This window comes from Mesorhizobium sp. GW821-FHT07A06, from assembly GCF_059419085.1.
Window position 1 is genome coordinate 117706 of the sequence record NZ_JBWKRC010000009.1, and the last position, 17161, is coordinate 134866.

Consider the following 17161-nt stretch of genomic DNA (forward strand, 5'->3'; position numbering starts at 1 on the left):
GGGTGAGGGAGTGACTTTATGGTCCGCAGTCTATTCGCAGCGTCGGTCACGATCGCCGCGCTCGTTTCCGTCACCTCGCTTTCACGAGCCGCAGACCAAATCGTCGCGCCCCAGGAAGCCACCGGCCCGTCGTGGACCGGATTCTTTGTCGGCGTGCACGGCGGTGGTGCCTTCGGCAATATGGGCTACGACCAGTTGCCGGTGTCTGCGGGAGATAGGACCGTCAGCTACAAGTTTGGCGCCGCGGACTTCGCCTACGGCGTCCATGGCGGCTTCGATTACCAGTTCAGCAATCGCTGGGTGGCGGGTTTTGAACTGGACTATACGCAGATCGACGCCGACTATTCGCCTAACGTCGCCGGTGGCTTCGGAACGCTGGTCAAGGCAAAATCGATCTATTCGGTATCCGGTCGCGCGGGCTACCTGGTGACGCCGCAGACGCTGGTCTATGGCCGGCTGGGATATGCCGGCATCAAGCTTGACGATATCGAGCAAGGCTTTTTCGACACTGTCAGCAAGACTGTTGGCGCGGCTGAGATCGGCATCGGCGCGGAAACCTTCCTTTATGGCAACCTGACGGCCCGTATCGAGGCGAACTATTACCAGGCGTTCAACAAATTCACTCTCGAAGACGATTTCGAATCCTTCAATCCCCACTATCTGCTGGTGACCGCGGGCCTGGCCTATCGCTTCAACGCGCAGCATGGCTCCGCTTACCCCGCCGAGGCCGCGCCCGACATGAACTGGAACGGCTTCTATGCCGGCGTCGACGGTTCGTACAATTTCGGCGTCATGCATCTCGATGTCGACGTGCCCGGCGCAACCGTCGGTCCCTATGGGGCGCAGAGCATTGGTGGCGGAATCTTTGCCGGCTACAATTTCCTTCTGGGCTCTTCCTATCTGCTCGGTGTCGAAGCTGGTGCTGACTACCTTGATGCACGTTTCAAGGATCCGTCGCAGAATTCACTCGATCCGAGCGCTCCGACGCTGTTTGGCACCGTCAAGGCTGAGCTCTCCCTCACTGCTCGCGCCGGCTACTTCGCCACGCCTTCAACCCTTGTCTATGCCAAGGGTGGCTTTGCTGGCCTGTGGACCGACGCCAATGATGAGTTCTTCGGGCTCGATGGTGGCGGCAGCAAGATGCTGTCGGCCTACCAGATCGGCGGCGGTATTGAATCGGCCCTGACAGACAAGCTCAGCCTGCGTGTCGAAGGCCTGTACACCAAGGCGGTGGATGGCCTGACCGTCGCCAACACCCAGCTCGATCAGAATGAGCTGAAGCCGTCGCTGCTGACCGGCAGGATCGGCCTCGCCTATCATTTCTAGCCCAGGCCGGCTCTCGGCTCGCACGCGATTCTTCGCGGTCCGAGCCGTGCGCGGGCCGCGGTAACGTTACCTCCCGCTTCTCCCTTTACGCTGCGAAGACGTCTTTCGGTCCCGACCCATTTGAATTATTGTCCGCCTCGGGCGTGTCGACCGAGATGGTCGGTGCCTTTCTCGGGGCGAGAATCGTAAAAACCGGCAGCGCATTCGACGACCGTGGTTCTCGACCGCGATCGAGGCAGCGACGACAGGCATGGGAGACCAAATGGCCAAGACACCAGCATCCGCTAAGCCCGCAAGACCCGCAGCACCCAAAAAGGAAGACGGCACGGCGCGCAAGGGCGTCCAGTGGCTTGAGGACCAGATGACCACCCACTTCGCCAATGTGGTCAACGTTCAAGGCACAAGGGAACAGGTCGACCTGTTCTTCGGCACCAACCGGACCTGGAATGTCGAGGATGGCGGCTCCGTTTCGGTCGAGCTGTCCAATCGCATCATCCTGACGCCCCTGGCGGCGAAACGGTTGTGGACCGTGCTCGGTGGCGTGCTGCGCGAGCATGAGGCCCGCTACGGGTCACTCAACGTCGAGTAAGCGACCGGGAAAAATGGCCAAGGTCACGCAAAGCGACGATGCGGATGCGGCCGAAGAGGCCGCATCGGCCAGTTCCTTGACGCTTCTTGCGCCAGCGCTCTGGAAGCGCCTCTCCGAAGCAAGCACATCCGAGGATCTGGCCACCGCATGGCTCGCCTTGCAATGCAGCATGATCCCCGGTGCGTCGAAGGGCATTGTGCTCGTTGAGGCGCGTGGAGGAATGCGCCTGCTGTCGGCATGGCCCGAAGCGAACGACGAGCCAGCGGACCTCAAGACCACGGCGGAACTGGCCCTGTCCGAACGCCGTGCCGTGGCGCGCGGCACGACCGCCGATTCCGTCGCCAGTCCCTCCGTGGCCTTTCCGATCCTTCTCGACGATGCCGTCATCGCGGTGGTTGCGGTCGGTATCGCCGCCGCCAAGCCGTCGCAGGCCAAGGAGGCGATGCGGGCCGCTATCCGCCAGATCCAGTGGGGCTCGGCCTGGCTGCGCGATCATCTGCGCGGCCAGCGGGCCAGCACCAATGTGCGCCAGCTCGACCGTTCACGCGCCACGCTCGATCTGATCGCTTCGGTTCTCGAACACCAGCGATTTGCTCCCGCGACCATGGCCGCCGCGACGGAACTCGCGATCCGCTTCGACTGCGCCCGGGTCAGCGTCGGCTTCACACGCCGCGGATCGGCCCGTATCGCCGCCATTTCGCACACGGCGCAGTTCGGCCGCCAGATGGGCCTTGTGCGCGCTATCGGTGCGGCCATGGACGAGGCCATCGACCAGCGCTGTTCCATCCTCTATCCGATCGGCATCGATGAGCCGATCGCCACCCACGCCCACGGCGAAGTCGCCCGGCTGCAGCATGACGGCCAGGTGCTCACGGTGCCGATGTTCGTCGTCGACGCCTTTGTCGGCGCCATCACGTTCGAACGCCGGCGCGGTCATGCCTTCGAGCCTGAGATCGTGCAGATCCTCGACATGATCGCCACTGCCATCGGTCCCATTCTCGACGAGAAACGACTGAACGACCGGTGGCTGATCTTCAAGGTCGGCGAATCGCTATGGCAGCAGATCAAGCGGCTGCTCGGGCCTGGCTACACCGGCCGCAAGCTTGCCGCGATCGGCCTCGCCGCGGCGGCGGCCTTTGGTTACTTCGCCACCGACACCTATCGCGTCAACGCCGACGCGCAAATCGAAGGATCGGTTCGCCGCGCGATCATTTCCTCCTATGACGGCTTCATCCAGGAAGCCAAGGCGCGGGCCGGCGATGTGGTGACATCCGGCGATGAACTGGCGACGCTCGAAGACCGCGAACTGGCACTCGAGCGGCTGCGCTGGGCGACCCAGCGGCAGCAATACAGTTTCGAATACGACAAGGCCCTGGCGACCCGCCAGCCGGCCACGATCAATGTCGTCAAAAGCCAGATCGACCAGGCCGACGCGCAGCTCAAGCTGATCGACGAACAGATAGCGCGCACCAGGATCGTGGCGCCGTTCGATGGCCTCGTCGTGTCCGGCGATCTCAGCCAGCGGATCGGCGGCTCGGTCAGCCGCGGTGAACTGCTTTACGAGATCGCGCCGCTGACCGATTACCGCGTCGTCATGCAGGTCGACGAACGCCAGATCGCCGACGTCAGCGAGGGCCAGAAGGGCGAAGTTATCTTCGCTTCCCTGCCGGAAGAGCATTTCGAGCTGACCGTGGGCAAGATCACGCCGGTGGCGCAGGCCAAGGACGGCAAGAACCTTTTCCAGGTAGAGGGCAGCCTGACGCATACATCGCCGCGGCTGCGGCCCGGCATGATCGGCGTCGCCAAGATCGCGATCGACCAGCGTCGGCTCGTCTCGATATGGGCGCGGCCGGTACTGGAATGGTGGCGCCTGGCAAGCTGGCGCTGGATGCCGTGACGTGGCCAAGTCGCTGTTCAGCCCGTCCTGGTATCGCGTCGCCGAGCTGAAAGTCAGGCTACGCAGGCATGCCCAGATTCACCGGCAGAAATTCCGCGGCGAGATCTGGTACGTTTTGCAGGATCACCAGACCGGACGCTTCCACCGGCTGTCGGCGTCCGCCAATCTGATGATCTCGCTCATGGACGGCAGGCGCACCTTGCATGAGATATGGGATCTCGTCGGGCGACGCGCCGGCGACGACCCGCCGACGCAGGATGAAGCAATCCACCTGCTTGCCGAACTGCACGCCTCGGACCTTCTGCAGGGCGAACTGCCGCCCGATTTCCAGGAACTGACCGACCGCTCCGCCAAGCAGGCGCGCAACGAGGTGATCAACAAGCTGCGCAATCCGATGGCGCTGCGCATGCCGCTGTTCGATCCGGACCGGTGGCTCGATCTCACCATGCCGCTGGTTCGGCCACTGTTCACGATCTATGGCCTGATCGCATGGCTGGCACTGGTCGGAACGGGCATCGCGCTGGCGGTGCTTCATTGGTCCGAACTGAGCTCCGACGCATCGGATCGCCTGCTCAGCGCCGGCAATGTCGCCTTGATCATCGCCATCTACCCGCTGGTCAAGACGTTCCACGAAGCGGGCCACGCCTACGCCACCAAAGCGTGGGGCGGCGCGGTGCACGAAGTCGGGCTGATGCTGCTCATCTTCGTTCCCGCGCCCTATGTCGATGCAACCGCATCGACCGCTTTTCGCGAGAAGTGGCGCCGCGTGGTCGTCAGCAGCGCAGGCATCATGGTCGAATTCGCATTGGCCGCCGCCGCCATGATCTTCTGGGTCAACGCGGAGCCTGGCCTTGCCCGCGCCGCCGCCTTCAACGTCATGGTCATCGGCGGCATCTCGACGCTGTTCTTCAACGGCAACCCGCTGCTGCGCTTCGATGGTTACTACATTTTCGCCGATCTGATCGAGGTTCCCAATCTCGGCACCCGCGCCAACCGTTACTTCTGGTACCTCGTCCAGCGTTACCTTCTGGGGATCACGAATATCGACAATCCGGCCTCGGCGCCGGGCGAACGCAAATGGCTGTTCGGCTACGCCGTGCTGTCCTTCTGCTACCGCATAATGCTCAGCCTCACCATCGCATTGCTGGTCGCCACCAAGTTGTTCTTCATCGGCGTCCTGCTTGCCCTGTTCACGGTTTTCGGCACCGTCGTGATGCCGATCTTCAAGGGCCTGAAATTCCTGCTGACGACGCCTCGCCTGCAAGGCCAGCGCGGACGCGCCATCGCATTGACCGGAGCCGCTGTTGCCGGGCTGGCAACGCTCGTACTGTTCGTGCCCATGCCGTACGGCACGGTGGCACAGGGTGTGGTCTGGATACCGGACCGCGCCGAAGTGCGGGCCGACACCGCCGGTATCGTCACCGAAATTCTCACCGCACCGGACACGATGGTTTCGGCCGGAACGCCGCTGCTGCGGCTGGAAGATCCAGGTATTAGCGGCCGCGTCGCACTGATCGAGGCGCAGCGGCACGAGTTGCAATTGCGTTACGAGGCGGTGCGGTTCTCCGATCGCGTCGAGGCGGACGTCCTGCTCGAGCAGATAAAAAACATGGAGGGCGTGCTCGCCTCGGTGAAGCAGCGGCGTGACGGACTGGTGGTAAGCGCCCATGACGCGGGACGATTCATCCTGCCAAAGGCGGCCAACCTGCCCGGCCGGTTCCTCAACCAGGGCGATCTGGTCGGCTATGTCGTCTCGACCGCCACGCCGCAGTTGCGCGTGATCGTGCCGCAAAGCGAGGTCGATCTGGTGCGCGCGCGCACTGACGGCGTCGAAGTCCGGTACGCGGGCGAGTTCGGAAAGCCGGTGCCGGCCCGTATCAGCCGGGAAGTTCCGGCAGCCCAGTTCGATCTGCCAAGCCTGGCGCTTTCCGTGGAAGGTGGTGGAACCGTCGCCATGCGGTCCGGAAACGACGCCAGCGGCAAGCCTCGTGCGCTGGAAGGGCTGTTCGTTTTCGACGTTGCCCCCCAGCGGGCAGGCGAGCATCTGCTTCTGGGCAGCCGCGTCTTCGTTCGCTTCGACCACGGCAGGGAGCCGCTGATCTGGCGCTGGGTGCGCACCGTGCGCCAAACCTTCCTGAGCCGCTTCAATGTCTGACGCCGCTCTGATCAGGCCGCCGCTGCCGATCCTCTATGCCGAACGCGAAGATGCCAAGCGGGCGCCACTCGATGAATTCGCCTCGCGTGTCCTCGCCTATGCCGTCGTCGCGGGCTCGGGACGCCGTGCACGCCGGCTCGCCAATATCGTGCCCAAAGCAGATGCGTTCGACGGCGAGATGCGGGCGTTGTCGGACGAAGCGCTTCGCCTGCGAGCGCGGCATGTTTCGGTGTCGCTCAGGCGCAGGCGCGGCTTTCCGGAAGAAACCGTCGCCGAATGTTTTGCAATCATCCGCGAACTGTCGGCGCGCTTGAGCGGCAGGCGCCACTACCCCGTCCAGATGATCGGCGCATATGCGATGATCCGCGGCTACCTCGCCGAGATGGCCACCGGCGAAGGCAAGACGCTGACGGCGGCGTTGGCTGCCGGCACGGCGGCGCTCGCCGGCATGCCGGTTCATGTCGTGACCGTGAACGACTACCTCGCCAAGCGTGACGCCGAGCTTACCCAGCCGATCTACGATGCGCTCGGCCTGTCCGTCGGCGTCGTCGTCAGCGGTCAATCGATGCAGGAACGGCAGGCGGCTTATGGTGCCGACATCACCTATTGCACCAACAAGGAACTGGCATTCGATTACCTGCGCGACCGCATCGTGCTCGGCCAACGCGACGGGAACCTGCGGTTGAAGCTCGAGGGCCTGCAGGACGAGACACCGCGATCGAAGAAGTTGCGCCTGCGCGGCCTGCATTTTGCAATTGTCGACGAGGCCGACAGCGTGCTGGTCGATGAAGCTCGAACGCCGCTGGTCATTTCGGGCGAAGCGAAGGGCGAAATTTCGGCAGAGGCGGCGCTGGAGGCGTTGGAACTCGCCGCCACGCTGGAAGCGGGTACCGACTATCTGCTTTTGACAGAACAGAAGCGAGTGGTGTTGACCGATGCCGGCCGCGAACGTGTCGCCGAGTTCGCCGAGGCGCATGGCAAGGAATGGCGCGGTGTCATCGTCCGTGAGGAATTCGCTCGCCAGGCACTGTCGGCGTTGCATCTTTTTCATCGCGCCGAGGAGTATCTCGTCCGTGACGGCAAGGTGCAGATCATCGACCAGCACACCGGTCGCCTGATGCCCGACCGCGCCTGGACCGACGGGCTGCACCAAATGATCGAGGTCAAGGAGGGCTGCAAGCCCTCGGCGCGGCGCACCACCATAGCCCGCATGACGTATCAGCGCTTCTTCCGCCGCTACGCACATCTTTCCGGCATGACAGGAACGGCACGCCAGGTCGCCCGTGAATTCTGGAATGTCTATCGGCTACCGGTGGTGGCGATCCCGACGCACCGGCCAAGGCGGCGCAAGAACCTGGTCGATCGGGTACTGCCCGACGAAGAGGCCAAATGGGAGCTCGCGGTCAACCGCATCGCCGAGCTGCACGCACGTGGCGTTCCGGTTCTGATCGGCACAGGCTCCGTGGCCTGCTCGATGATCGCCAGCGAGCATCTTGCCAATGCCGGGCTTCCGCACCTTGTTCTTAACGCCGCGCAGGACAGCGCGGAAGCCGCCATCGTCGCGCAGGCCGGTGAACTCGGCCGCATCACGGTCGCCACCAGCATGGCGGGGCGCGGCACCGATATCCATCTGGCCGAAGGCGTCGAGGAACTCGGCGGACTGCACGTCATCATGATGGAGCGCCACGAGGCGCGCCGCATCGATGACCAGCTCGCCGGTCGCAGCGGCCGGCAAGGCCAGCCGGGGTGCTTCCAGGCGATCCTGTCGCTTGACGATCCCCTTGTCGAGTTTGCTGCCAGCCGGGCATTCAAGAACCTCGCCCGGGCAGCTGCTCCGATCCTCGGCGAACGGCCGTCGCGCTGGTTGCTGCGCCATGCCCAGCGCCGTGCCGAACGTGTGCACGCGGGCATGCGCAAGGACCTGTTGGCTTCCGATGAAAAACAAAGCCGCACCCTCGCCTTCTCCGGCCGTCCAGAGTGAACCAATGAAGCCAATCGTCGCCGTTGCAGCCGCCCTTCTTTCCGTTGCCGCCACCGCCGTCAGAGCCATGACGTTCGACTGCGTCGCCGAGCCGGCGCAGCGCGTCCAGATCGGCACGCCGGTCACCGGTCTATTGGCGTCCGTCGCTGTCGGTCGCGGCGCCCTCGTGCTGCCTGGCGACGTGGTGGCGAAGCTGGAATCGACGGTGGAGGAGGCCAATGTCGCGCTTGCCAAGGCGCAGGCGGAGGCCGACGAGGCCGTGCAGGCGCAGCAGACACGGCTGACGCTGGCCGAAGCAGATCTGTCGCGCTCGAAAAAGCTGGTGAACTCTGGATCCGTCGCCACCTCGAAGGTCGAGGAGCTGGAAGCCAATGTCGAGATCGCCAAGCGCGACCTCGACACCGAGAGGCGCAAGATGCTGCTCGCGCAGATCGAGCTTCAGCGTCAGCAGGCACTGCTTGATCGGCAAAGCATCCGCAGCCCAATCAAGGGATTTGTCGCCGAACAGAGCCTGCGCGCCGGTGAATTCGTCCGCCAGGACAGCCCTATCATGACCATCGTGCAGATCGATCCCCTCTTTGTCGAAGCCTATGTTCCCGTCGACCTGTGGGGCAAGATCATCGTCGGGACTCACGGCTCGATCATCCTCAACCAGCCTGACCAGCAGAGGCGTGGAGCAGCGGTCACCGTGGTGGATAAGGTCTTCGACGCCGCCAGCGGTACGTTCGGGGTTCGATTGGAACTTCCCAATCCCGATGACCAAATTCCGGCAGGCCAGAGATGCCAGGTCGATTTCGACGTGCGGTCGCAGGCAACCGTCTCGCCCTGATCGCCACTTGGATATCGGGCTGCGTAATTGATACGGCAGTACGTTCGAGACAGGGCGTCGGCTACCTTCCGGGCGTCAGTCGCGCGATTTGTTCAAGAAGGAGCAGTAATCGATCCACGACCGCGTGATCGACGCCGATTGCCTGCGGCGGTGTCACGTTGATCCCCGGCGACTTTATCGTTGCCGACGACGGGGGGGTGGTGGTTCCCGTCGCGATGGCGGCGCAGGTCATCGAAGACTCGAAGAAGCATCACGATTGGAACGAGTTTTCGCGAGAGAAGCTCATGCAGGGCGCGCCGCTGCAACGCTATTATCCGCTGCATGAAGACGCCCGCGCAGAGTACGAAGCGTGGCGCAGGGCGCTAGCACAACCAGCTGACGTATGGATCACCAGCGCGTCTCGACCAGGGCTTTGTGCACTTGGAGCGGTGCAACTTCAAACCAGGGTGGTGAACCGCTCCAAGTACTTTCTGCCTGGACTATCTTTAGTTATGCCGGATTTCCGTGCCGAGCACTTTCAGGCATTCCCGGATGAAGGCTGCCAAGGCCGTCCAGCCTTTGGCCGAAACCATCGTCCCGTCGACATAAGCCTCCGTCGGAGACAGGTCGATGTAGGTGCCGCCGGCGAGTGTGACTTCCGGCTCGCAAGCCCCCAATGCGCCAACCTTCTTGCCGCGCACGACGCCATCGACCGCGATGAGAATCTGAACGCCATGGCAGATCGTAAAGATAGGCTTTTGGGCTTCATGGAAATGACGCACGATCGCCTGAACGCGCTTGTCGGTGCGGATATACTCAGGGCCACGACCGCCGGCGCAATAGACCGCGTGGTATTGGTCGAGCTGCTTCTCAGCGTCGGAAAACGTCTTGTTGATCAGCGCGTAGTGGCCGAGCTTTTCGGTATAGGTCTGGTCGCCCTCGAAATCGTGCAGCGAGGTCTTGATCACGTCTCCGGCGTTCTTGTCCGGGCACACGACGTGGACCGTGTGACCCACGGCTTCCATCGCCTGCTGATAGACGAAGATTTCGTATTCTTCGGTGAACTCACCGGTCAGCATCAGTATCTTTTTGCCTGGCATGACTCTTCCTCTCGGTTTTGGCTCGGCAAGGCGCGGATCGCGCCTTGCCTTTCTGGGGATCGGATCGGATCAGAAAGGCGAGTCAGGGAAATAGTATTCCTTGGCATTGGCCTGGGTGATCAGCGGCGCATCGAGCTTGACAGTGCCGCGGACAGGTGCCTGGCCGATTAGATTGGCAACGGTCATGTAGATCGCTGTCTTGATCATCGACGGCGGATATGGGGTCTCGACCGGCGTCATCGCGTCGCCATCGATCACCTTCTTGACGATGTCCTTCATGCCATTGCCACCGAGGGCCAGCTTGATATCGGTCCGGCCCGATTGCTTCACGGCCTCGAGCACGCCAAGCAGCATGTCGTCGTCATTGGCCCAGACCGCATCGATATGCGGATACTTGGCCAGGTAGTCCTGCATCAGCTTGAAGGCCTCGTCGCTGTTCCAATGCGCGTACTGGATGTCCAGCACCTTCAGTCCGGTGCCCTTGATCGTGTCCTCAAAGCCCCTGATGCGCTCATCGTCGATGACCGTCGGAATGCCGCGCAGCACCACGAGATCGCCCTTGCCACCCAGCTTGTCGATCATGAACTTCGCGGTATTGGAGCCCACCGCGATGTTGTCGCCGGCGAGATAGAGGTCCTGAATCGAGGAATCGGTCAGGCCTCGGTCGACGACGGTGATGAAGGTTCCCGCGCCCTTGATGGCCTTGACCGGCTGGGTCAGTTCTTCCGAACTGTACGGCAGGATGACCAATGCATCCAGTTTGCGGCTGGCGGACAGATCCTCGAGCGCGCTGACCTGCTCGGCGGCCGATGGCGACGTCTTGACGACCACTTCCACGCCCGGGAAAGCCGCGTTGATCTCCTTGGCGGCCTGCTGGGCATGATAGACGACACCCGCGGTCCAGCCATGGTCAGCCGCCGGTATCGACACCGCCACGACCTTCTTGTCCTGCGCCATGGCCTGTCCAGCCAGCAGCAGCGAGCCAAGGGCGGCCGCCGCGATCCATTTTCTACTCAACATTCTCTTCTCCCATGGACCTACAAAAACCTGGCTCCCGCGTGGTCCGGACACGGGCTATTTCGAATTGGAAAACCGCTGGATGAGCATGGCGATGATGATGATGACGCCCTGAACGGCGGCCACGAGGTACTCGGAGACGAAGTCCGACAACACCATCAGGTTTGCGATCAGTTCCAGGATGACCGCGCCGGCGACTGTTCCCCACACATGGCCCTTGCCGCCGCGCAATGCGGTGCCGCCGATCACCACGGCGGTGATGACCTGCAATTCCCAGAGCTGTCCGGTGGTCGGCGTGGCGGCGCCAAGGCGCGGCACGTAGCAGATCGCGGCGATCGCCACGCACGCGCCCTGGACTATGTAGGCGATGGTGCGGGTCTTGATGACCGAGATGCCGGAATAGCGCGCGACATCCTCATTGGCGCCCACAGCCGCGCATTTGCGTCCGTATTTCATCTTGTAGAGGATGAAGGATGCGACGGCGGCAACCGCGATGGATATCAGGATCGGGATCGGAATGCCGGCGACCGTACCGAAATAGACAGGTCGGTAGGCGTCGCGCAGCGACCGGTCGATCGGGATCGTGCCGCCGTCGGTCAGATAGGTGATCAGCGCCCGGAAAATTCCCATCGTGCCAAGCGTCGCGATGAACGGCTCGATCCGGCCCACCGTGACGATCAGCCCGTTGGCGAGCCCACACAGCAACCCGACCAGGATCGCAACGACCATTCCGGCGGGAATGGCCCACAGGCCGGCATGCGGTGCCATCGCGTTCATGAACATGATGGTGATGCCGGTGACGAAAGCGGCCATCGAACCGACGGAAAGATCAAGCCCTCCCGACGAGATGACGAACGTCGCACCGACCGCGATGATCGCGATGAAGGCGCTGCGGGTGATCACGTTGGCAAGGTTGGTGGCCGAGAGGAAGTCCGGATTGATAAGAAAGCCCGCCACGAGCAAGGCAGCCAATGCCAGGAAGGGTCCGACGTCGGTCCAGGTGAGATTCAAATCGCTGATCCGGCGGGTCGTCGGGGATCCGGTCATGACAGCCATTCTGTTCCTCCCTTGGCCTTTGGCCCCGGCTTCGGGCCACTGGTTGCCAGCAGCGCCACATTGCTTTCAGTCATTTCGGCGCCGCTGAGTTCTCCGGTGACATGTCCTTCACGCATCACCAGGATGCGATCGCAGATACCGATCAGCTCCTGCATCTCCGAGGAGATGACGATGCAGGCCTTCCCCTTGGCGACCAGACCGTGGATGAAGGCGTAGATCTGCGCCTTGTTGGCGATATCGATGCCGCGCGTCGGCTCATCGATGATGACCACCGACGGGTTGGTCAAAAGGATCTTGGCCAGAAGCAGTTTCTGCTGGTTGCCGCCCGAGAGTTGGGCCGCCTTTGCGGCCGGGCTTTTCACCCTGATGTCATAAGTCTCGACGGCCTTTTCCAAGGCCTCCGTTTCGCGCCGGCGACCTATCGAAAGACCGGGATGGAAGACGCTAAGCGCGGAGAGTGTCAGATTGGGTGCCAAGCGCTCCTGCAGCAGCAATCCCTTGCCCTTGCGGTCCTCGGTCAGGTAGCCGATGCCGGCGTCGATCGCGGCGCGCTGCGACTGGAAGTGGACCGGCTTGCCCTCGAGCTCGACCGTGGCGGTTGCTGGGCGCAGGCCGACGATACCCTCGAACAGCTCGGTGCGGCCGGCGCCGACCATCCCGGCAAAGCCGAGAATCTCGCCCCTGTGGACCGTGAACGATACATCCTCGACATAGCCGGGAACGGTGGCGTTCCTGACACTCAGCATCGGGATATCGGATGATGCACCGGTCTTTTCGGGGTAGAGCGCGGCCAGCTCACGGCCGACCATGAGGCGCGCCATGTCCATCTGGTTCAGCGTCCTGCCGGGATAGGTGCCCACCATCTTGCCGTCGCGCAGCACGGTCACCTTGTCGGCGACCCTTTGCACCTCGTCCAACCGGTGGCTGATATAGAGCACGGCGGTGCCGTGGGCCTTCAACTGCAGAACGATATCCAGCAGCCGTTCGACCTCTCCGCCGGTCAGCACGGCGGTCGGTTCGTCGAAGATCACAACCTTGTAGTCGTCAAGCAACGCGCGAGCGATCTGCACCATCTGCCGGTCGGCCAGCGAGATGTCGCGCACCAACGCTGTCGGCGATACGAAACAGCCGATCTGCGCCAGCTTCTCGGCCGCCAGCCGCCGCATGGTACGGTCGTCCACGACCGGGCCGCGCGAAAGCTCACGCCCGAGAAACAGATTGTCCGCCACCGTCAACGCCTCGGCGAGCAGGATCTCCTGATGCACCAGCGCGATGCCGGCATCCTGTGCCTGGCTGGGCTTGGTGAATTTCACCGGGTGGCCGTTCATCGACAAGGTGCCGCTGCTTGGCTCGACATAGCCGGACAGCAGCCTCATCAATGTCGACTTGCCGGCCCCGTTTTCGCCGATGATGGCGTGGATCTCACCGGGCAGGATGTCGAGCGTGACGTCCGCGAGCACCGTCACCGGGCCGTATTGTTTCGAGAGGTGCCCGGCGTGCAGCACCGGTTCGACGGCGCCCGGCATGTCACCAGAGGACAGCGTGCTTCCTCCCTCCCCTGCGATATTGGCGGCAATGGACATCGGTTCCAGCCTCAATCGAATGCCGGAAGCAAGCGATCGCGGGAATGCTCGATATGGACGCGCATGGCCTCTTGGGCGGCGTCCGGGTCGGCCCGACCGAATGCGGCGAGAATCGCCTCATGTTCGTCGAGCGCTTCCTCGGTCACGCGGGAATGGTACATCAGGCGGAAGATGTGGAAGTGGGTGTGCTGGTGGCTCAGCGTCTCCCGAATGAGTTCGTTTTCGGAAAACTCCATGATCTTGTCGTGGAAGATCGCGTCCTGCCGGGCGAAATTCGAATAGCGCAGGCGATCATCCTTGCCTTCGCGCCGCGACATCACGCCGGCCGCTTCCAGCAAAGTGCTGAGCTTCGCTTCGTCCATAGCAGCGGCGGCTTTCGCCGCGGCATGCGGCTCAAGCAGAAGGCGCATCTCGTACAATTCGTCAAAACGGCGACGGGTAATCTGGGGTGCCGCGCGGTACCCAATGAGATGCGTCTTGAGCACCAGGCCTTCACCTTCGAGGCGGCCGAGCGCCTCCCGGATCGGTGTGTGCGAGACGTTGAATTCCTTGACCAGGCTATCGACGGTGATGCGTGAACCCGGCGCGATCTTCAGCGCCATGAGCTGAGCGAAGATGGCTTCGTAGACATCTTCGACCAGGCTGTTGGAGCGCTGGATACGCCCCGCTGCGCCAATCGTTTCGGTCGTATCGGGTGAGTTCGCGGTTTGCATCTTTTGCCTCTTGACAGTGAGGACTGCTAACACGATGCTCCGGCCGATGCAATCCTATATCCTATACGATTTTAAAGCGGATATGTTTTTGAGCCGCCGCCTAGGTGTCGCCGCGGCGCGTCCAACGCCCTCCGCCGACAGCCAGCGGACATGTCGCGATAGCCTTTCCCAGTTCCCAGTTGAGCCGCCGTCAAAGGAAAAAAGATCATCATGAGCCTCTTCGCCGCCCTCCGGCTTCCGCGTGAAATCCTTTTCGGCAAAGGCCAGCGTCATGCGCTGCCGACAGTCGCCAGCAGGTTCGGGCGCCGCGCGCTGGTCTGTACCGACGAGCGCTTCGCCGGCACCGCGGTGTTCGCGGAGGTCGTCAAATCGCTCCAGGACGCCTCAATAGAGGTGCTGGTGCATGACCGCGTCCTTCCCGACGTACCGCGTGAAACAGTCAGCATCTGCGTCGACGAGGCGACGGGGTTCCGGCCCGAGATGGTGATCGGCATTGGCGGCGGCAGCTGCCTCGACTTTGCCAAATGCACCACCTTGCTGCTCAGCCATGGCGGCAAACTCCAGGACTACTATGGGGAGTTCAAGGTGCCCGGTCCCACGCTGCCAGTGATCGCCGTGCCCACCACGGCGGGCACTGGCTCCGAAGTGACGCCGGTCGCGGTGATCTCCGATCCCGACCGGACACTCAAGGTCGGCATATCGAGCCCGTATCTGATCGCCGCGGTTGCCTTGTGCGATCCCGACCTCACGATGACCTGTCCGCCCGGGCTGACCGCGATCGCCGGCGCCGACGCATTGACTCACGCAATCGAGGCTTTCACCGCCATGCGGCGCGGCGAGGACCCGGACCTGCCGCAAAAGCACGTGTTCATCGGCAAGACGGCGCTGACCGATCATTTCGCGCTGCTGGCCATAAAGCTGCTGGGTCGCGGCCTGCAGAAAGCCTGCACGGATGGCACCGATGCCGATGCGCGTGCCGATGTGATGATGGGCGCGTTGGCGGCAGGGTGTGCATTCGGCACCGCCGGAACGGCGGCGGCTCATGCCGTGCAATATCCCGCCGGGGCGCTGACGCACACCGCGCACGGCTTGGGCGTGGCAACCATGATGCCCTACGTCATGACCTATAACAGGCGTGTGGCCGCCGCTGAAATGGCCGAGATCGGCCGCGCGCTCGGGCTCTCCGCAAATGGGCGCAGTGAAGACGAGCAGGCCGGCGCTGCCATAGAGGAGATCAGGCGGCTGTTCGCGGCGATCGGCATCACCTCGACGCTGGCGGATCTTGGCCTACCCGCCGATAAACTGGACTGGACCGCCGAGCAGGCGCTCGGCATCGACCGCCTCATCAAGAACAATCCGCGCCCATTCGATTTCGCCGCCATGCGACGCCTGGTTCAGGCAGCCCACGACGGCGACCTCGCGGCCTGCGCCAATTGAACGAACGGAAAAAGACGATGAACCTTGCCCAGCAAATCGACCAGGATGGCTATGACGTGCGCCGGTTTTCGCACGGGCTCTACATCGACGGCACGTGGCGCCCCTCTTCCGATGGCCAGCTCATCGATGTGGTCGATCCGTCCTCGGGAGCCGTGATCGCGGCGGTTCCCGATGCGACGCTCGACGATGCCGCAACCGCCGTCGAGGCCGCGGCCAAGGCCGCCAAGGGATGGCGAGAGACAGCGCCGCGCAAGCGCTCGGAAATCCTTCGGCGCTGTTTCGAACTCATGGTCGAGCGTTCTGAAACGCTCGCCATGCTGATCTCGCTGGAGAACGGCAAGGCGTTGCGGGACGCGCGTGGCGAGGTGGCATATGCGGCCGAGTTTTTTCGGTGGAACGCCGAAGAGGCCGTCCGGATCACCGGTGAATTCGGTACCGCACCATCCGGCACCAACCGGATCGTAGTCGACTATGAGCCGATCGGGATCTGCGTGCTGATCACGCCCTGGAACTTTCCCGCGGCGATGGCCACCCGCAAGATTGCGCCGGCACTGGCGGCAGGTTGTACGGTCATCCTGAAACCCGCCAGCGAAACGCCACTGACGGCCTACGCTTTGGCCGCGCTCTACAGTGAGGCCGGCGTGCCGGCCGGCGTCGTCAACGTCCTCACCACGACCAGTCCTGGTCCGCTGACATCGGCCATGCTGGCCGATCCGCGTGTCAGGAAGCTCTCCTTCACCGGCTCAACCGGGGTCGGCCGGACCTTGCTCGGCGAGGCGGCCAAGCATGTCATCTCCTGTTCGATGGAGCTCGGCGGCAATGCGCCTTTCGTCGTGTTCGACGACGCCGATCTTGACGCGGCGCTCGACGGTGCAATGATCGCCAAGATGCGCAATGCCGGCGAGGCATGCACCGCCGCCAACCGCATCTATGTCCAGTCAGGCATCCACGAACGGTTCGCTGACGGGCTTTCCAAACGCATGGCGGCGCTCAAAGTGGGAGCGGGCACCAATGCCGATATCGAGTGCGGCCCGATGATCACAAAAAAGGCCGTGGACAAGATCGACCGTCTCGTCAAGGACGCGGTGGATCGGGGAGCCAAGGTGCTTTGCGGCGGTTCTATTTTGGACCGCGAAGGCTTTTTCTATCCGCCTACCGTGCTGTCGCAGGTATCGCCCGAAGCCGACATGGCGCATGAGGAGATCTTCGGGCCGGTCGCGCCCATCACCATGTTCGAAACCGAGGCGCAGGCCATCGCATATGCCAATGACACGGAATATGGCCTTGCCGCCTATATCTATACGCGCGATGTGGGACGTGGAATGCGTGTGGCGTCGGGTATCGAGGCGGGGATGATAGGGCTCAACCGCGGGCTGATGTCCGATCCAGCGGCGCCCTTCGGCGGCGTCAAGCAAAGCGGCCTTGGCCGCGAAGGCGGTCAGCATCACGGCATCGCTGAGTTCATGGAGGCGAAATACATCGCCGTCACCTTCTGATCG

General features: G+C 63.0%; 13 protein-coding genes and 1 pseudogene. 9 read left to right on the forward strand and 5 right to left on the reverse strand.

What is annotated here, in order from left to right; all coding sequences use genetic code 11:
- The first annotated feature begins 18 nt into the window (after positions 1 to 18).
- The 7 genes and pseudogenes from AC07SZ_RS25295 to AC07SZ_RS25325 form a co-directional block, all read left to right on the forward strand.
- Entirely contained in the window at positions 19 to 1326 is a 1308-nt protein-coding gene (locus AC07SZ_RS25295; protein WP_494916353.1) for an outer membrane protein, read from the forward strand.
- 262 nt (positions 1327 to 1588) lie between these two features.
- Positions 1589 to 1915 carry a DUF3467 domain-containing protein gene (locus AC07SZ_RS25300; RefSeq protein WP_056565077.1) on the forward strand — a complete coding sequence of 109 codons (327 nt, stop codon included), beginning with the start codon at positions 1589 to 1591 and terminating at the stop codon, positions 1913 to 1915.
- 13 nt (positions 1916 to 1928) lie between these two features.
- Positions 1929 to 3812 carry an efflux RND transporter periplasmic adaptor subunit gene (locus AC07SZ_RS25305; RefSeq protein ID WP_494916354.1) on the forward strand — a complete coding sequence of 628 codons (1884 nt, stop codon included), beginning with the start codon at positions 1929 to 1931 and terminating at the stop codon, positions 3810 to 3812.
- A gap of 1 nt (position 3813) precedes the next feature.
- Positions 3814 to 5967: a PqqD family peptide modification chaperone gene (locus AC07SZ_RS25310; RefSeq protein WP_494916355.1), complete on the forward strand. Its 2154-nt coding sequence runs from the start codon at positions 3814 to 3816 to the stop codon at positions 5965 to 5967.
- Positions 5960 to 7948, forward strand: coding sequence for a preprotein translocase subunit SecA (locus tag AC07SZ_RS25315; protein WP_494916356.1), 1989 nt, complete (start codon positions 5960 to 5962; stop codon positions 7946 to 7948). Before AC07SZ_RS25310 ends, AC07SZ_RS25315 begins: the two co-directional genes overlap by 8 nt.
- A 4-nt stretch (positions 7949 to 7952) precedes the next feature.
- Positions 7953 to 8777: an efflux RND transporter periplasmic adaptor subunit gene (locus tag AC07SZ_RS25320; protein ID WP_494916357.1), complete on the forward strand. Its 825-nt coding sequence runs from the start codon at positions 7953 to 7955 to the stop codon at positions 8775 to 8777.
- Positions 8778 to 8905: 128 nt separating this feature from the next.
- Positions 8906 to 9136: pseudogene (locus tag AC07SZ_RS25325) on the forward strand (ribonuclease activity regulator RraA); the annotation flags it as partial.
- A 126-nt stretch (positions 9137 to 9262) separates the two neighbouring features.
- On the opposite strand, the gene AC07SZ_RS25330 reads toward AC07SZ_RS25325, so the two are convergent.
- The 5 genes from AC07SZ_RS25330 to AC07SZ_RS25350 all read right to left on the reverse strand — a co-directional run bounded on the left by AC07SZ_RS25330 (position 9263) and on the right by AC07SZ_RS25350 (position 14225).
- Positions 9263 to 9856, reverse strand: coding sequence for a DJ-1/PfpI family protein (locus tag AC07SZ_RS25330; RefSeq protein WP_056565099.1), 594 nt, complete (start codon positions 9854 to 9856; stop codon positions 9263 to 9265).
- Positions 9857 to 9925: 69 nt separating this feature from the next.
- Positions 9926 to 10876: a substrate-binding domain-containing protein gene (locus tag AC07SZ_RS25335; RefSeq protein ID WP_494916359.1), complete on the reverse strand. Its 951-nt coding sequence runs from the start codon at positions 10874 to 10876 to the stop codon at positions 9926 to 9928.
- Between the two features lie 54 nt (positions 10877 to 10930).
- Positions 10931 to 11929: an ABC transporter permease gene (locus AC07SZ_RS25340; RefSeq protein ID WP_056565103.1), complete on the reverse strand. Its 999-nt coding sequence runs from the start codon at positions 11927 to 11929 to the stop codon at positions 10931 to 10933.
- On the reverse strand, positions 11917 to 13512 hold the full coding sequence (locus AC07SZ_RS25345) for a sugar ABC transporter ATP-binding protein (protein ID WP_494916360.1): 1596 nt from the start codon (positions 13510 to 13512) through the stop codon (positions 11917 to 11919). The genes AC07SZ_RS25340 and AC07SZ_RS25345 overlap by 13 nt, the downstream gene beginning before the upstream one ends.
- 11 nt (positions 13513 to 13523) lie before the next feature.
- Complete coding sequence (locus AC07SZ_RS25350) at positions 13524 to 14225, reverse strand: GntR family transcriptional regulator (RefSeq protein ID WP_056565107.1); 702 nt, start codon at positions 14223 to 14225, stop codon at positions 13524 to 13526.
- A 210-nt stretch (positions 14226 to 14435) separates the two neighbouring features.
- Here AC07SZ_RS25350 and AC07SZ_RS25355 point away from each other — a divergent pair, with 210 nt between their 5' ends.
- Positions 14436 to 15662, forward strand: coding sequence for an iron-containing alcohol dehydrogenase (locus AC07SZ_RS25355; protein ID WP_056565108.1), 1227 nt, complete (start codon positions 14436 to 14438; stop codon positions 15660 to 15662).
- Between the two features lie 17 nt (positions 15663 to 15679).
- Positions 15680 to 17158: an NAD-dependent succinate-semialdehyde dehydrogenase gene (locus AC07SZ_RS25360; RefSeq protein WP_494916361.1), complete on the forward strand. Its 1479-nt coding sequence runs from the start codon at positions 15680 to 15682 to the stop codon at positions 17156 to 17158.
- The last annotated feature ends 3 nt before the right edge of the window (positions 17159 to 17161 follow it).

Excerpts from the sequence above, each read along its gene's own strand:
- AC07SZ_RS25360 (WP_494916361.1), top strand. The coding sequence starts at position 15,680 with ATGAACCTTGCCCAGCAAATCGACCAGGATGGCTATGACGTGCGCCGG.
- AC07SZ_RS25300 (WP_056565077.1), top strand. The coding sequence starts at position 1,589 with ATGGCCAAGACACCAGCATCCGCTAAGCCCGCAAGACCCGCAGCACCC.
- AC07SZ_RS25330 (WP_056565099.1), bottom strand. The coding sequence starts at position 9,856 with ATGCCAGGCAAAAAGATACTGATGCTGACCGGTGAGTTCACCGAAGAA.
- AC07SZ_RS25305 (WP_494916354.1), top strand. The coding sequence starts at position 1,929 with ATGGCCAAGGTCACGCAAAGCGACGATGCGGATGCGGCCGAAGAGGCC.
- AC07SZ_RS25335 (WP_494916359.1), bottom strand. The coding sequence starts at position 10,876 with ATGTTGAGTAGAAAATGGATCGCGGCGGCCGCCCTTGGCTCGCTGCTG.
- AC07SZ_RS25355 (WP_056565108.1), top strand. The coding sequence starts at position 14,436 with ATGAGCCTCTTCGCCGCCCTCCGGCTTCCGCGTGAAATCCTTTTCGGC.
- AC07SZ_RS25350 (WP_056565107.1), bottom strand. The coding sequence starts at position 14,225 with ATGCAAACCGCGAACTCACCCGATACGACCGAAACGATTGGCGCAGCG.
- AC07SZ_RS25320 (WP_494916357.1), top strand. The coding sequence starts at position 7,953 with ATGAAGCCAATCGTCGCCGTTGCAGCCGCCCTTCTTTCCGTTGCCGCC.
- AC07SZ_RS25345 (WP_494916360.1), bottom strand. The coding sequence starts at position 13,512 with ATGTCCATTGCCGCCAATATCGCAGGGGAGGGAGGAAGCACGCTGTCC.
- AC07SZ_RS25295 (WP_494916353.1), top strand. The coding sequence starts at position 19 with ATGGTCCGCAGTCTATTCGCAGCGTCGGTCACGATCGCCGCGCTCGTT.
- AC07SZ_RS25315 (WP_494916356.1), top strand. The coding sequence starts at position 5,960 with ATGTCTGACGCCGCTCTGATCAGGCCGCCGCTGCCGATCCTCTATGCC.
- AC07SZ_RS25340 (WP_056565103.1), bottom strand. The coding sequence starts at position 11,929 with ATGGCTGTCATGACCGGATCCCCGACGACCCGCCGGATCAGCGATTTG.